The sequence below is a fragment of the Planomicrobium sp. CPCC 101110 genome (assembly GCF_007859395.1).
Lineage (GTDB): Bacteria > Bacillota > Bacilli > Bacillales_A > Planococcaceae > Planococcus.
Map to the genome: position 1 here is coordinate 1,157,229 of NZ_VOHD01000003.1, position 15,573 is coordinate 1,172,801.

The 15,573-nt window shown below is 43.4% G+C and carries 12 protein-coding genes and 1 other annotated feature; of the genes, 10 read left to right on the forward strand and 2 right to left on the reverse strand.

What is annotated here, in order from left to right; translation table 11 throughout:
- The first annotated feature begins 25 nt into the window (after window positions 1–25).
- The 5 genes from opp4A (at window position 26) to FQV30_RS05640 (ending at window position 7,652) form a co-directional block, all read left to right on the forward strand.
- On the forward strand, window positions 26–1,744 hold the full coding sequence (gene opp4A, locus FQV30_RS05615) for an oligopeptide ABC transporter substrate-binding protein (RefSeq protein ID WP_146499122.1): 1,719 nt from the start codon (window positions 26–28) through the stop codon (window positions 1,742–1,744).
- Window positions 1,745–1,897: 153 nt separating this feature from the next.
- A complete protein-coding gene (opp4B, locus tag FQV30_RS05620; RefSeq protein ID WP_146499123.1) occupies window positions 1,898–2,863 on the forward strand; it encodes an oligopeptide ABC transporter permease in 966 nt (321 codons plus the stop codon).
- A 9-nt stretch (window positions 2,864–2,872) separates the two neighbouring features.
- Window positions 2,873–3,796, forward strand: a complete 924-nt coding sequence (gene opp4C / locus FQV30_RS05625; protein WP_146499124.1) for an oligopeptide ABC transporter permease — start codon at window positions 2,873–2,875, stop codon at window positions 3,794–3,796.
- A 310-nt stretch (window positions 3,797–4,106) separates the two neighbouring features.
- On the forward strand, window positions 4,107–5,801 hold the full coding sequence (locus FQV30_RS05635; RefSeq protein ID WP_186725535.1) for a peptide ABC transporter substrate-binding protein: 1,695 nt from the start codon (window positions 4,107–4,109) through the stop codon (window positions 5,799–5,801).
- 144 nt (window positions 5,802–5,945) lie between these two features.
- Window positions 5,946–7,652, forward strand: a complete 1,707-nt coding sequence (locus FQV30_RS05640; RefSeq protein ID WP_255473325.1) for a peptide ABC transporter substrate-binding protein — start codon at window positions 5,946–5,948, stop codon at window positions 7,650–7,652.
- A 117-nt stretch (window positions 7,653–7,769) separates the two neighbouring features.
- On the opposite strand, the gene trpS is transcribed toward FQV30_RS05640, so the two are convergent.
- Together trpS and FQV30_RS05650 are read right to left on the reverse strand one after the other, a co-directional pair.
- Window positions 7,770–8,759 carry a tryptophan--tRNA ligase gene (trpS, locus tag FQV30_RS05645; RefSeq protein WP_146499127.1) on the reverse strand — a complete coding sequence of 330 codons (990 nt, stop codon included), beginning with the start codon at window positions 8,757–8,759 and terminating at the stop codon, window positions 7,770–7,772.
- A gap of 41 nt (window positions 8,760–8,800) precedes the next feature.
- Window positions 8,801–9,011: a binding site (T-box leader), on the reverse strand.
- Window positions 9,012–9,053: 42 nt separating this feature from the next.
- On the reverse strand, window positions 9,054–9,395 hold the full coding sequence (locus FQV30_RS05650; RefSeq protein WP_146499128.1) for a DUF3899 domain-containing protein: 342 nt from the start codon (window positions 9,393–9,395) through the stop codon (window positions 9,054–9,056).
- Between the two features lie 245 nt (window positions 9,396–9,640).
- On the opposite strand from FQV30_RS05650, the gene FQV30_RS05655 reads away from it, so the two are divergent.
- The 5 genes from FQV30_RS05655 to FQV30_RS05675 all read left to right on the forward strand — a co-directional run bounded on the left by FQV30_RS05655 (window position 9,641) and on the right by FQV30_RS05675 (window position 15,502).
- Window positions 9,641–11,347, forward strand: coding sequence for a peptide ABC transporter substrate-binding protein (locus FQV30_RS05655; RefSeq protein ID WP_146499129.1), 1,707 nt, complete (start codon window positions 9,641–9,643; stop codon window positions 11,345–11,347).
- A gap of 191 nt (window positions 11,348–11,538) precedes the next feature.
- Complete coding sequence (opp3b, locus tag FQV30_RS05660; protein WP_146499130.1) at window positions 11,539–12,474, forward strand: oligopeptide ABC transporter permease; 936 nt, start codon at window positions 11,539–11,541, stop codon at window positions 12,472–12,474.
- Window positions 12,474–13,493 carry an oligopeptide ABC transporter permease gene (gene opp3C / locus FQV30_RS05665; RefSeq protein WP_146499131.1) on the forward strand — a complete coding sequence of 340 codons (1,020 nt, stop codon included), beginning with the start codon at window positions 12,474–12,476 and terminating at the stop codon, window positions 13,491–13,493. The genes opp3b and opp3C overlap by 1 nt, the downstream gene beginning before the upstream one ends.
- A gap of 15 nt (window positions 13,494–13,508) precedes the next feature.
- Entirely contained in the window at window positions 13,509–14,564 is a 1,056-nt protein-coding gene (locus FQV30_RS05670; RefSeq protein ID WP_146499132.1) for an ABC transporter ATP-binding protein, read from the forward strand.
- Entirely contained in the window at window positions 14,564–15,502 is a 939-nt protein-coding gene (locus FQV30_RS05675; protein WP_146499133.1) for an ABC transporter ATP-binding protein, read from the forward strand. The genes FQV30_RS05670 and FQV30_RS05675 overlap by 1 nt, the downstream gene beginning before the upstream one ends.
- Window positions 15,503–15,573 lie beyond the last annotated feature (71 nt).

Consider the following 15,573-nt stretch of genomic DNA (forward strand, 5'->3'; position numbering starts at 1 on the left):
AAAAAAAATTTTTAGGGGGAACAACATGAAGAACAAATCCTTGCTTGTGCTTTTTGCTATGCTTCTAGTCGTATCTGCGTTCTTGGCAGCATGCGGCGGTGGCGGCAGTAATGAAGCGTCCAATGAATCAAACACTAAGGAAAATGCAGCAGAAGGCGAGCCGCAAAAAGGCGGAACATTGGTCTATGGGATTGATGCACCGCCAGAAGGACTGTTCAATGCAGCATTCTACGGAATTGCAACAGATGCAGAAGTTATTGCTCTCTATGATGAAGCTCTGATCGAATATAACGAAAAATTAGAGCCGATCCCGAACGTCGCGTCTTGGGAAACCGAGGATAACAAAGAATTCACATTCACATTTAAAGAAGGCGTAAAATGGCATAACGGCGAAGAACTTACAGTCAATGACTGGGTTTTCGCGCTTGAAACTATTGCAAACAAAGACTATGACGGCCCTCGTTACACAAATGTCCAAACAATTGAAGGGGCTGAAGCTTTCCGCAACGGAGAAGCAGATTCAATCTCTGGAATTGAAGTAATCAGCGATTACGAAATCAAAATCACATTTGATGAGGCACGCGTCAACAACTTGACTAACCTTTGGGCATACCCGCTTCCAGAATCAGTTCTTGGGGATGTGCCGGTAGCTGAAATGTCGGCATCAGAATGGGTGCGTACGACTCCGATCGGAATCGGGCCATTCAAAGTCGATAAAATTGTTCCTGGCGAGTCAGTGGAATTCTCAAAAAATGAAGAATATTGGAATGGCGATGTAAATCTTGACAAAATCATTTTGCGCGTCATCGACAACACTTCTGTTGTAGGGGCTTTGCAGAATGGCGATGTTGACATGATTTCCCTTCAACCGGTCACTGCTCCTGAAGTAAAACCGCTTGAAAACATCAATATCACAACTTATCCGGGGCTTACTTACTATTATGTAGGATTCAAGCTGGGCAAGTTTGATAGTGAAAAACAGACAATTACAGAAGAACTTCCAAAATACCAAAGCAAAGAATTGCGTCAAGCAATGATGTACGCGATGAACCGCCAAGAATGGGTGGATGCCTTCTTCTTCGGTTACGCGAACGTTGTCAACAAGCCGGTTCCATCTGCACACTGGAACGCTGCTGATGACAGTGAGTTGAACACATACGAATACGATCCAGAAAAAGCGAAGCAGATTTTGGATGATGCCGGCTATGTAGATACAAATGGCGATGGCTTCCGCGAAGACCCGAATGGTGACGAGTTTGTTGTTAAATTCTCTCACTACGCTACGGGCAACCCGACATTTGAATCCCGCGCCCAAGCAATCACGCAATATTGGGAAGCTGTAGGCCTTAAATCTGAACTTGAAATGGTAGAAGTTAACTTGTACTACGAAATGGTTGAAAAAGATGATCCTGCTATCGAAACATTCTTTGGCGGCTGGGGAACTGGTGTAGATCCAGATCCATCTGGTTTATGGAAAGCGGATCAATTGTGGAACTACCCACGCTATAACAACCCAGAATCTGATAAGTTGCTCGATGATGCATTGAACATTGATATCGTTGGTGATGATCAAGAAAAACGCAAAGAGTTGTACGTTGAATGGCAGAAGATTGTCAACGAAGATCTTCCGATGCTTTATATTGCAGAACTTGAAGAAATTGTTGCATTGAACAAACGTGTAGGCGGGGCTACTTATGATGTTTCCGGACAGAATAACCCAGCTGAATGGTATGTAACAGAATAATAAGAAAAATTTTCAACGATGGGTTTTCAAACCCATCGTTGAAAATGATTTTAAAGCTCTTATGCACGGTAAGGAGTGTTTGACAGCAACATCAAATAACTCTTGCCGTGCCGGAGAGCCCAGCTAAGAACGATACAGACAAGGAGAGTATACATGCTGAAATATTCAATAAGACGATTGCTTGGAATGATTCCTATGCTCATCCTGATATCCATAGTGGTTTTTTCTTTAGCCAAATTGATGCCTGGAGATTCTTTAAGCGGCGAAATCGATCCTCTTAATACAAATCCGGAATATATTGAAGAGATGCGGGAGAAATTAGGATACAACGATCCTCTCCCTGTCCAGTATTTCAACTGGATTACAGGTTTTATGCAAGGGGATTTTGGCAAATCCACAAAGTATAAAACCCCTGTTGCAGAAGTAATCATGGAAAAAATTCCGAATACCCTTTTCTTGGGTATCATGGCGTTGGTAATCACCTATATATTAGCTTTTCTAATGGGAATGTATTCGGGCAGAAAACCGTATACCATAGGGGACAATGCAATAGCAGGCATCAACTACATCATGCTTGCCATTCCTTCTTTTGTCGCTGCAGTTTTCGCCATCTACTTTTTTGCCTTCCAGTTGAACTGGTTCCCTTTCGGCGGCTCGGTTGATATTGTCGTTGAAGAAGGTACGCCCGAATACTGGTTGAGCAGATTGCATCATGTATTATTGCCAGCCATTGTTCTTGGTGCCATGAGTACGGCTTCCTATACTCAGTTTCTGCGGAACGACATCATCGAGAATTCCCGGAAAGACTATGTCCGGACAGCCCGGGCAAAAGGTACGGCAATCAGCAAAATTTATAATGTCCATATTTTGCGAAACTCGATTATCCCGCTTGTTACGTTTTTAGGTTTTGATTTTGCCGCCTTGATTGGCGGGGCGATTATCACAGAAACAATCTTCACTTATCCGGGCATCGGCCAATTGTTCTTGGATTCAGTTAGCTCGAGAGATTATCCAACATTGATGGCGTTGACCATGCTGTTGTCATTCTTGACGCTGGCAGGCAACTTGTTGGCAGATTTACTATATGGAATTGTGGATCCGCGGATTCGATTGGATTAAGGAGGAAGCATGAATATGGCAACAACATCAACTTTAACACAGCAAAAGAAGCCGGAAAGAAGCTTATCTCCTTGGCAAATAGCCAGGAAAAAATTCTTGAAAAATAAATTAGCAATGATCAGTTCCGTTTTTATCATTTTAGTGACGCTTCTATCATTGGCTGCACCATTTTTAGCGCCTTACCTATCGTCGATTCCGGATGTTTCCAAAGTAAACATCAGTTCCATGAACATCACACCCAACAGTGAACACTGGCTTGGAACCGATAAAAGCGGCAGGGATGTCTTGACAAGACTGCTGTATGGCGGAAGAATTTCATTATTGGTAGGCTTTAGCGCGACGGTGCTGGTCATTTCAATCGGGACGCTTGTTGGTTCTATCGCAGGATTTTTCGGCGGAGTCGTCGATAGTGTATTGATGAGATTTACAGATTTCGTATTGAACTTTCCTTTTCTCGTTTTTGTTATTGTGCTGAACACGATTTTGATGGGAATCGTTGATGGATTATGGGTTTTGATCATTGTGATCGGGCTGCTGAGCTGGGGCGGGGTTGCGCGGCTTGTACGCAGTAAAGTATTGGCCGAAAAAGAAAATGAATACATCATGGCCGCTTTGTCTATCGGTTGCTCGCCGTTCAAAGTCATCGTGAAACATCTTTTGCCAAATGTCATGTCGACAATAATCGTCCAAGCAACATTGATTTTTGCGAGTATGATCGTTGTCGAGTCGGCTTTGAGTTATTTAGGTTTTGGAGTTCCACAGTCCACGCCAAGCTGGGGGAATATGCTGTCTTCCGCCAACGAGCCGGATGTTCTTCAAGGCAAGCAATGGATTTGGATGCCGCCGGCCTTAGTCATTATTTTTACAATACTGTCGATCAATTTTATTGGGGAAGGGCTGAAGGATGCCTTGAACCCGAAATCATTAAGGTAAGAACATTGTTTGATATCAAATGGAAAATCCCAAGGAAGAAAAGCTGTTTCCTTTTTATCAATTCGTAAACAAAGCCGAAAAAAAACATATGAAAAAAGAAGATGCAGGATTTGCTGCATCTTCTTTTTTCGGTTCTTTTTTATACATATATTATAGAAGGAACTTTATTTGGCTAGAGGAACAGAGAAAAAGAATTTATCAAAATGTTGTTAAAAACATTAGAAAATAATTAAAATATACTATTATTTATTGAGTCTAAGAGTTAAAATTGAATAAGATGAAATTTTCAGAAAAACGGGAGGTTATTCAAGTGAAGAAAGGCAAAATTCTGCTTTTGCTTGTCCTCGTTTTAGTGTTAGGAACTTTTTTAGCGGCCTGCAGCGGCGGCGGTACTGAACCGGCAGAAAGCGGAGGAGAAGACGGAGGAGGGGCTACAGGCGAACCGGATGCAGTGCAGGAATTGAATTTGATGGAACGTGCGGAAATCCCGACGATGGATTCGGCTATCGCGGAGGATGAAGTGACGTTCAACATTTTAAACAATGTTAATGAAGGGTTATTTCGTTTGAACCAAGAGAACATAGCAGAACCGGCAATTGCTGAAAGTGAACCGGAAGTCAGCGAAGATGGACTGACTTACACTTTTACTTTGCGTGATGCGAAATGGTCAGATGGCAGTCCGGTAACAGCGCATGATTTCGTTTTCGCTTGGCAAAAAGCAGTGGATCCGGAAACGGGATCGCCTTATGGCCCTTACATGATGGGAGGAACCATCAAGAACGCTGCAGAAGTTGCGGCGGGGGAATTGGACAAAGCGGAACTGGGTGTAGAGGCAACAGATGATAAAACACTGGTTGTCACTTTGGAACGCCCCGTCCCTTACTTTATCTCTCTAATGTCGTTTGGTACGTTCTTGCCGCAAAAAGAGGGATTTGTTGCAGAGAAAGGCGACGACTATGCTTCAAACTCAGATAATGTTCTTTATAATGGCCCTTTCATCATGACGAATTGGGATGGTACAGGCCTCAACTGGACATTGGAGAAAAATCCGGAATATTGGGATGCTGAAACTGTGCAGCTTGATAAAATCAATTATGACGTAGTAAAAGAACCGAGCACGGCAGTCAACCTTTATACATCAGGCGAAAAGGACCGCGCTGGTTTGACCGGTGAATTCGCGATGCAGTATGCACAAGACCCAGAAGTGGTCAGAGAACTTGATCCAAGTACGTTTTACTTGAAATTCAACCAGGAGCGCAACGGTGAAAGAACCGCATTAGCAAACGCCAATATCCGAAAAGCTCTTGCCATGGCTTTTAACAAACAAGACTTGACGGACATCGTTTTAGCGGATGGCTCCCTTCCTGCAAATTACTTGGTTCCGGTGGAGTTTGCTTTTGATGAAAACAAAACGGATTTCCGGGAAGTCAATGGAGATATGCTGGCTTTTAACGCCGAAGAAGCAAAAACGTTTTGGGAACAGGGACTGGAAGAAGAAGGCCTAACAGAATTGACTCTTGAACTGCTTGGTGGAGATACTGAAACAGCGAAAAGCGTCGATGAATACATGAAATCCCAGATGGAAGGGAATTTGGAAGGATTGACTGTCGAACTTAAAGCGGTTCCTTTCTCAGTCCGTCTGGAACTGGACGAAGCCCAGGATTATGATATCCAAAGTGCGGGGTGGGGGCCGGACTATCAAGACCCGATGACATTTCTTGATTTGTTTGCAACCGACTCTCCACAAAACAAAATGTCCTACTCCAATGAGGAGTTCGACGCACTGATTGAATCCGCAAAAGGGGAGCTCGCCCAAGATCCAGAGGCACGTTGGGATGCGATGGCACAAGCAGAGAGGATATTGCTTGAAGAAGACGCCGCCATTGCACCGACCTATCAGCGAGGCACTATGTCATTGCAAAAACCATATGTGCAGGGAATTGTCTCTCACCCATTCGGCGGCAATTACGGATACAAGTGGGCATATATTTCCGGAAAGCAATAAAAAAGAACCTGCATCCGCAGGTTCTTTTTTATCCTTATCCTGTCCTATTTGCAAAAGATCCAACATATTAATTTCAATCCTTAAAAGGAAACCTAGCAAAAAAAATCATACATAAAATTTCAAACTAAAGAGGAGGCTTTTCCGGTGAAGAATCACAAGCTAATATTAGCGTTGTTTTTAATGTTCGCAGTCGGCGTATCAGCAGCGGCATGCAGCGGTACGGAAGAACAAAGCATCGCTTCGCAGGAAAGGGAGACCAACCCCAGCGGTGATGTCCCGAGCGAACCGGATAGTGTACAGGAACTGAACTTGGTGGATTATTCGGAAATTCCGACGATGGATTCCGCTGTTGCCGGAGATGTTGCGGCGTTCAATCTCTTGATAAATGTGAATGAAGGGCTCTACCGGCTGAATCAGGAAAACACAGCTGAACCTGCTATTGCCCAAGGGGAACCTGATGTGAGTGAGGATGGTTTAGTTTATACATTTAAATTGCGTGATGCCAATTGGAGTGATGGAACTCCGGTAACTGCGCAAGATTTTGTTTTTGCTTGGCAACGGGCAATCGATCCGGCCACTGGGTCGCCATATGGCCCTTACATGATGGCGGGCACTATTGAAAATGCTGAAGCTATTGCAGCGGGAGAGATGGACAAGGCAGAACTTGGCGTTAAAGCGGAAGATGACAAAACCCTGATTGTAACTTTAGAACGTCCGGTTCCTTACTTCATGTCATTGATGGCATTTCCTAGCTTTTTCCCTCAACAAGAAGAGTTTGTAACTGGAAAAGGCGAAGAATACGCATCAACTTCAGACAATATCCTATATAATGGACCGTTCCTGCTGAAGAATTGGGATGGTACGGGCCTGTCTTGGGCATTAGAAAAAAACCCCGAGTATTGGGACAGCAAGGCGGTCAATCTTGAGAAAATCAATTTCGACGTTGTGAAAGATGTCAATACAGAAGTGAACCTCTACAATTCCGGCAAAAAAGACCGGGCTATACTGACGGGGGAATTTGCTCGGCAATACAGTGATAGTCCAGACTTGATCAACGAAAAGGAAGCCGCAATCGCATATATTAAATTCAATCAAGAACGAGACGGAGAAAAAACTCCGTTGGCTAATGAAAACATCCGTAAAGCCATTGCAAAAGCATTCGATAAACAAGAGCTGACTGAAAACATATTATCGGACGGTTCACTTCCTGCCAATTATATCGTACCGTCTGATTTTACATTTGATGAACTAGGGGAAGATTTCCGTAAAGTGAATGGAGATGAGATGCTGGCATTTGATGCCGAAGAAGCGAAAAAACTTTGGGCCCAAGGCTTGGAAGAAGAGGGGATAAGCGAATTGACGCTTGAACTGCTTGGAGATGACATTGCAGCAGCAAAAATGGTGGATGAATATTTAAAAAATCAATTGGAACAGAACCTAGAAGGTTTGACCATCAACTTAAAGACCGTGCCATTCAATGTGCGCCTCGAATTGGATGAGGCACAAGACTATGAGCTGCAAAGCGCTGCTTGGGGGCCGGATTACCAAGACCCGATGACATACTTGGATTTGTTTGTGACGGATTCCCTGCAAAATCGGATGTCTTATTCAAACAGCGAGTTTGATGCGTTGATTGATTCGGCGAAAGGGGAACTGGCATTGGATCCGAAAGTCCGATGGGAGGCGATGGCGCAAGCTGAAAGAATACTGATTGAAGAAGACGCTGCTGTGGCACCGGTTTATCAGTTCGGTTTTACAGTTCTTCAAAAGCCGTACGTAAAAGGAGTTGTCAAGCATCCTTTTGGCGGACAGTTCGGATATAAGTGGGCATACATTTCAGGGAAGGAGTGAAAGTTGCAGTGAGCTTTATCTTGTTCGGGGGCACATGCAATGATTTTCTGGCTTCTGTACGAGAAAGAATTGCCAAACCTAAAGAAAAGAGGCTGCAAAATGCAGCCTCTTTCCGTTTCATTTGCGCTTGCGGCCGAGGCCCATCGCATTCTCCATTTTTTTTAGCGTTTTGTTGGCCAGTGCGTTGGCTTTTTCAGCGCCTCTATCGAGAATAAGATCCAGTTCTTCGGAATCCAGAAGCTCCTTATAACGTGCCTGGATCGGAGCAAGATGTTCGGTTACGGCAAAAGCGACAGCGGCTTTGAAATCTCCGTAGCCGGAACCTTCGTATTTTTTCTCAAGTTCTTTGATCGTTGTATTTGTAAGAGCTGCTTCGATTGTCAAAAGGTTTGAGACTCCTGGCTTGTTTTCCGTATCGAATTTCACGACGCCTTCTGAGTCCGTGACCGCGCTTTTGATTTTCTTTTCAATTGTCTTTAAGTCATCCAACAATGAAATGACGCCTTTTTTGTTGGAATCCGATTTGCTCATCTTTTTAGTCGGATCTTGCAGCGACATAATGCGTGCGCCATTTTTTGCTATACGTATTTCCGGGATAGTCAAAACATCATTGAATTTCTTGTTGAATCGTTCTGCTAAATCGCGGGTTAACTCGATATGCTGCTTTTGATCGTCTCCGACTGGAACCACATCAGTTTGATACAACAGTATATCCGCGGCCATCAAAGGGGGATAAGTCAGCAAACCAGATGAAACAGTAGCGTTTTTAGCGGATTTGTCCTTATACTGGGTCATCCGTTCAAGTTCGCCGATTGATGATATGCATTGCATCATCCATCCGGCTTGGGCATGGGCTGGAACTTCGGATTGAATGAATAAGGTGGCTTTTTCTGGATCGATGCCGACCGCCAGATAAAGGGCGGCGAGCGACTTGATGGTCTTTCTTAATTCCAGCCGATCTTGCGGCATTGTGATTGCATGCAGATCCACTATGCAAAAAATGCATTCGTACTCATCTTGAAGTTCCGTGAATTGTTTGAACGCGCCGATATAGTTTCCAAGTGTAACGGTACCGGTAGGCTGGACGCCTGAAAAGATTTTTTTCATTCATATTCCTCCTCAAAATAAAAAACACAGCACACATCCCAGAAAGGGACGAATGATGTGTTTTCCGCGGTACCACCCTAGTTGCCAATCCATGGCCACTCTTCTTCATAACGTGAAGATCACGGAATCGGCTACTGCAGTTCACCGATTCAGCTCAAAAGTCCATTCAACGCAGCACTCCATCTGTTCCCACCAACCACAGACTCTCTTATAGAAGCCACTGCATTTACTCTTCTTTATCATCGCTTGATTATATTTGCTATTATAATACACAGCAGTTTTTTTTCGCAACGTTTATAATTCGTAAATTACAAGCATCAAGCCCATCAAAAGCAAAGTGATAAAGCCGATAATCAAAAGCGGGGCACTCGAAAAATCAATAAGCTCTGAAGGCGGGCGCATTTCGTCATCTTCCATAGTGCTTTTGGCTTTAAAGACTTTTCTCATGCTGATAGTGAAAATATCAAAAACCCCTGTTCGGATTACGAATATCCACAATCCGACAAATACTATAACACCACCATAAATAAACGAATTATTAATATAGGACAATAATGATAAATTTTCAGCTCTAAATAGAATTGTTAAGAAAATAAGGATTTGAACGGCAGCTATTCCAATTACTGTTTTCTTCACTTCTTATACACCTCAGTTCTTTTTAAGTTTAGAAGAATTCAAGCGAAAAATCAAAAAAAAATTATATTTTTTTTGAAAAGTCAAGTGCCTATAAATCCCATAATTACGCCGTTTTTCATTAATATTAATGTCATACTATTGTTACAATAGCAATTATGATTTCAAAAAAGTACTGTACAATAAAATTAGAATATGTATAATTAACAGTGTACCAAGTTTTCAGAAAATTTAAGGGGGACAATCAAGTGAAGAACAGCAAGCTATTTTGGCTTCTTAGCCTAGTTTTAGTTCTTAGTGCCTTCTTAGCTGCCTGCGGCGGCGGAGGAGATTCTAGCTCTGAAACAACCACTGAAACAGAAGAAGGAACATCAGAAAGCGGTGCTTCAGGCGAACCAGATGCAGAACAAGTGTTGAACTTGATGGAAAGCGCTGAAATTCCAACTATGGATTCGGCAATCGCTGAAGATGCTGTAGCATTTAATATCTTGAACAATGTCAATGAAGGCCTTTACCGTTTGAATCAAGAAAACGTAGCTGAGCCTGCAATTGCTGAAGGTGAACCAACAATCAGCGAAGATGGATTGACTTATACATTTAAATTACGCGATGCCAAATGGGATAATGGCGAGCCTGTAACAGCTCAAGATTTCGTATTCGCTTGGCAGCGCGCAATCGACCCGGCTACTGGGTCTCCTTACGGTCCATACATGATGGGCGGCACTATCAAAAACGCTGCAAAAATCGCAGCTGACGAAATGGACAAAGAAGAATTGGGTGTTAAAGCGGTAGACGAAAAAACTCTTGAGGTAACTCTTGAGCGTCCAACTCCATACTTCCTTTCATTAATGTCATTCGGCACTTTCTTGCCGCAAAACGAAAAATTCGTTACTGAAAAAGGCGACGACTATGCTTCGAACTCTGAGAACTTGCTTTCCAACGGACCATTTAAACTTACAAACTGGGATGGCACTGGCCTTACTTGGTCAATGGAGAAAAACCCTGAGTACTGGGATGCAGAAACAGTTCAACTTGAAACAATCAATGTCGATGTTGTAAAAGAGCCTGCTACTGCAGTTAACCTTTACAACTCCGGCGAAAAAGACCGTGCTTTGTTAACTGGCGAATTTGCATTGCAATACGCTGACAACGAAGAAGTTGTAAAAGAATTGGAACCGACAATTTTCTACTTGAAATTCAACCAAGAACGCAATGGAGAAAAAACTCCGCTTGCTAACGTTAATATCCGCAAAGCCATTGCTATGGCGTTCAACAAACAAGATTTGGTAGATGTGGTTCTTGCAAACGGATCACTTCCTGCTAACTACTTGGTGCCGACTGAATTCACTTTCGATGAAAACAAAGCGGATTTCCGCGAAGTAAATGGCGACTTGATTTCTTTCAATGCTGAAGAAGCGAAAAAACTTTGGGCTCAAGGCTTGGAAGAAGAGGGCGTAACAGAAGTGACGCTTGAACTTCTTGGCGGCGATACTGAAACTGCCAAGAGCATGGATGAGTACCTGAAATCACAATTGGAAGAAAATCTTGAAGGTTTGACAGTAAAACTTAAGGCTGTTCCTTTCCAAGTGCGTCTTGAGCTTGACCAAAAACAAGACTATGAAATCCAAACAGCTGGATGGGGTCCTGACTATCAAGATCCAATGACATTCATCGATTTGTTTGTAACAGATTCTTCACAAAACAGAATGTCTTATTCTAATGCAGAATACGATGCATTGGTTGAATCTGCTAAAGGCGAGCTTGCACAAGATACAGCTGCACGCTGGGATGCAATGGCTCAAGCAGAAAAACTCCTGCTTGAAGAAGCTGCAATCGCACCGATTTACCAACGCGGTCTAATGTCACTTCAAAAGCCATATGTACAAGGAATTGTTACTCACCCATTCGGTGGAGATTACAGCTACAAATGGGCTTACGTTTCTGGAAAACAATAATTTAACTTAGTCACTGCAACAAAATATGGAGAGAGTATATCGCTGTTAAAGTGCATATACTCTCTTTTATAATGTGTGGAAATTCACGGAAAATTAAAGATTTTCTGCTAAATAGAGAAAAGAACATGCATAACTGTTTTAATAATCAGAATGCTTGTATAATAGAACTAATCATTTTTGGAGGTGCTATTATGGCACGATATATTGGTAAGCGCTTAATATATATGTTGATCACTTTAGCGTTGATTGCAACATTCACTTTTTTCCTAATGAAAATTTTACCAGGTTCCCCAGTCGCTTCCGCAGATAAATTATCTCCTGAACAAAGGGCAATTGTCGAAGCAAGGTACGGTCTTGATAAGCCCCTACCAGTCCAATATTTCGATTATATGTTTGGTCTTGCACAAGGCGATCTTGGAATTTCCATCAACCAGTTCAAAGGTGCCAATGTTACAGATGTCATCCAAAGCCGCATGGGCCCTTCAGCACAAATTGGTTTTCAAGGCATGTTACTGGGCACTTTTTTAGGGATTTTGCTTGGAATGATCGCGGCATTGCGCCAAAACACATGGGTTGATTATTCAAGCACCTTGGTGGCAATCATAGGAATATCAATTCCATCCTTTGTCTTTGCTTCCATGCTTCAATATTTCTTTGCTTTGAAATTAGAATGGTTCCCGGTGGCTTTATGGAAAGACGGCTTTATGTCGAGCGTTTTGCCATCCATCGCACTTGCCATGTTCCCGCTTGCAACAGCAGCACGCTTTATTCGTACGGAAATGATCGAAGTTCTTGGTTCAGACTATATTACGCTTGCCCGTGCTAAAGGGGCCAGCGGAACGGAAATCGCGTTCAAGCACGCCTTCCGCAACGCGCTGATTCCTCTCATTACAGTTCTTGGCCCAATGGCAGTAGGGATTTTAACCGGATCTCTTGTGGTCGAACAGATTTTTGCCATCCCGGGAATCGGGGAACAGTTCGTTAAATCCATTATGGTCAACGACTTCTCAATTATCATGGGTACTACTATTTTCTTCTCGGTATTCTTGATTGTCGTGATATTAATTGTCGACATTTTATATGGCATCATCGATCCTCGGATCCGTCTTTCAGGAGGTAAAAGTTAATGACTCAAAATCTGGAGAAACTACCAAAGGGCTCTTTTGAACGCATTACTGTCAGCCCGGAACAAGCCGAACGCATTTCAAAGCCGAGCGTGAGCTTCTGGCAAGATGCCTGGTACCGGCTTCGCAAAAACAAAGGGGCTATTGTCAGTTTAGTGCTTTTTGCTTTGATTGTGATTATGTCCTTTTTAGGGCCTGCCATCAGCCCCTATGAGCCGAATGCTCAAACAATTACACACGCGAACTTGCCGCCTAAAATTCCGGTCATTGAAAACTTAGGTGTTTTTGACGGAGTAGGAACGCTCGGCGGCAAAGAAGTCGATTTATATGAATTGAAAAAAGTCGAAGTCAATTACTGGTTCGGCACGGATGGCCTTGGGCGCGATATGTTTTCACGCGTATGGAAAGGAACTCAAGTTTCATTGTTCATCGCCTTTGTGGCAGCAGCGATCGATATGATAATCGGCGTAATCTATGGCGGGATTTCCGGCTATTTCGGCGGCCGCGTTGACGATATTATGCAGCGTATTGTTGAAATTCTTACCGGTATTCCGAATCTTGTGGTTGTAATTCTTTTTATTCTTATAATGGATCCTGGTATTTTAGCGATCATTATCGCTTTGACGATAACAGGATGGACAGGGATGTCCCGTGTAGTGCGCGGACAAGTATTAAAGTATAAGAGCCAAGAATTCGTATTGGCGGCTAGAACATTAGGCGCGAGCGACAGCCGTATTATTTGGAAGCACTTGATGCCTAACGTTCTCGGGATCATTATCATCAACACAATGTTCACGATTCCTAGCGCCATTTTCTTTGAAGCATTCCTGAGCTTCATTGGATTAGGATTGCAGGCACCGGACGCATCGCTTGGCACATTGATCAATGATGGTTACAAATTGATTCAATACCAACCGCATATACTTGCGATTCCGGCTATTGTCTTGAGCTTGATCATGATTGCCTTCAATTTGATTGGTGACGGTCTTCGTGATGCTCTTGATCCTAAGATGAAAGATTAAGGAGGAAAGACTGAAATGGAGAAAATTCTACAAGTTAAGGATTTAGAGCTTTCCTTCAACACTTTTGCTGGTGAAGTAAAAGCTATACGCGGTGTTAACTTTGATTTATATAAAGGCGAAACTTTGGCAATCGTAGGAGAGTCGGGTTCCGGTAAATCAGTTACAACCAAATCCATTATGCGCTTATTGCCGGAGCACTCGGCTGAGTTTAAAAACGGGGAAATCCTGTTTGGCGGGCGTGACCTGACTAAGTTATCGGACAAAGAAATGCAGAAAATCCGCGGAAAAGAAATTGCGATGATTTTCCAGGATCCAATGACTTCTTTGAATCCGACGATGCCTATCGGCCGCCAGCTTACAGAACCGCTTTTGAAGCACCAGAAAATCAGCAAAGCTGAAGCGAAAAAAGTCGCTATCGATTTGCTCCGCCTAGTTGGTATGCCAAAACCTGAGTTGCGCATGAAACAGTATCCGCACCAATTTTCAGGCGGGCAGCGCCAGCGGATTGTTATTGCGATTTCGCTGGCATGCAATCCTCAAATATTGATTGCCGATGAACCGACAACCGCCCTGGATGTAACAATTCAGGCCCAGATTCTAGAGCTTATGAAAGACCTGCAAAAGAAAATTGATACATCCATCATTTTCATCACTCATGACCTTGGTGTGGTTGCAAACGTAGCTGACCGTGTAGCGGTAATGTACGGCGGGAAAATTGTGGAAATAGGCACGGTTGATGAAATATTCTATAATCCGCAACATCCTTACACATGGGGTTTGTTAAGTTCAATGCCTTCTTTGGATGCGGCTGATGAGAAGTTGTATGCAATCCCAGGTACGCCGCCAGACTTGCTTTCTCCGCCAAAAGGAGATGCATTTGCGCTTCGGAGCGAATATGCTCTGCAGATTGATATGGAGCAGAACCCTCCATTCTTCAAAGTCAGCGAAACTCATTATGCAGCTACGTGGCTTTTGCATCCGGATGCTCCTCGAGTAGAGCCGCCGGCCACTGTTATTGAGCGCATGAAAAAGTTCCCGGGAAGCAGATACTATGAAGGGAGCAGAGTATGATGGCTGAGAAATTACTGGAAATCAAAAACTTGAAACAGCATTTCAACGTTGGAAAAGCGAATGAAGTCCGTGCAGTTGACGATATCAGTTTTGATATTTACAGAGGCGAGACATTGGGATTGGTTGGTGAATCAGGCTGTGGAAAATCCACGACTGGGCGCTCGATCATCCGGTTGTACGACGCTACATCAGGAGATGTTTTCTTCGAAGGCGAAAATGTCCATGGCAAAAAGTCGAAAAAAGACTTGAAAAAATTCAACCGCAGAATGCAGATGATCTTCCAAGATCCATATGCATCGCTGAACCCGCGGATGAAGGTAATGGATATTGTAGCTGAAGGCATCGATATCCACGGCTTGGCAAAAAATCAGGCGGAACGCAAGAAAATGGTCTTTGATTTGCTGGAAACTGTCGGATTGAACAAAGAACATGCCAACCGCTATCCGCACGAATTTTCCGGTGGACAGCGCCAGCGTCTTGGAATTGCACGCGCTCTTGCAGTAGACCCGGAGTTCATCATTGCCGATGAGCCGATTTCCGCTCTCGACGTTTCAATCCAAGCGCAAGTAGTCAACTTGCTAAAAGAACTGCAAGAAGAAAAAGGATTGACTTATTTGTTTATTGCCCATGACTTGTCGATGGTCAAATACATTTCCGACCGTATCGGGGTAATGTACTTCGGAAAATTAGTCGAACTGGCGCCGGCGGACGAATTGTACAGAAATCCGATGCATCCTTACACACAGTCATTGCTATCTGCAATTCCGCTGCCGGATCCGGACTATGAGCGCAACCGGGTACGGAAGTCTTATGATCCAGCATCCCACAACTATACTGAAGGTGAAGATGTCCGCATGCGGGAAATTACCCCGGGCCATTTTGTCCAATGTTCAGAACGGGAATTTGAATCATTGAAAACTGCTGCAGCCCATATATAAAGAAAAAGCAGCGCCAATAAGTTGGCGCTGCTTTTTTTAATGTTTTATTTTATCCAAATAGTGCTAAAATG

Bases quoted from the DNA above. Each gene is read 5' to 3' on its own strand.
- FQV30_RS05675 (WP_146499133.1), top strand. From the start codon at position 14,564: ATGGCTGAGAAATTACTGGAAATCAAAAACTTGAAACAGCATTTCAAC.
- opp4C (WP_146499124.1), top strand. From the start codon at position 2,873: ATGAATATGGCAACAACATCAACTTTAACACAGCAAAAGAAGCCGGAA.
- opp4A (WP_146499122.1), top strand. From the start codon at position 26: ATGAAGAACAAATCCTTGCTTGTGCTTTTTGCTATGCTTCTAGTCGTA.
- opp3C (WP_146499131.1), top strand. From the start codon at position 12,474: ATGACTCAAAATCTGGAGAAACTACCAAAGGGCTCTTTTGAACGCATT.
- opp3b (WP_146499130.1), top strand. From the start codon at position 11,539: ATGGCACGATATATTGGTAAGCGCTTAATATATATGTTGATCACTTTA.
- trpS (WP_146499127.1), bottom strand. From the start codon at position 8,759: ATGAAAAAAATCTTTTCAGGCGTCCAGCCTACCGGTACCGTTACACTT.
- opp4B (WP_146499123.1), top strand. From the start codon at position 1,898: ATGCTGAAATATTCAATAAGACGATTGCTTGGAATGATTCCTATGCTC.
- FQV30_RS05670 (WP_146499132.1), top strand. From the start codon at position 13,509: ATGGAGAAAATTCTACAAGTTAAGGATTTAGAGCTTTCCTTCAACACT.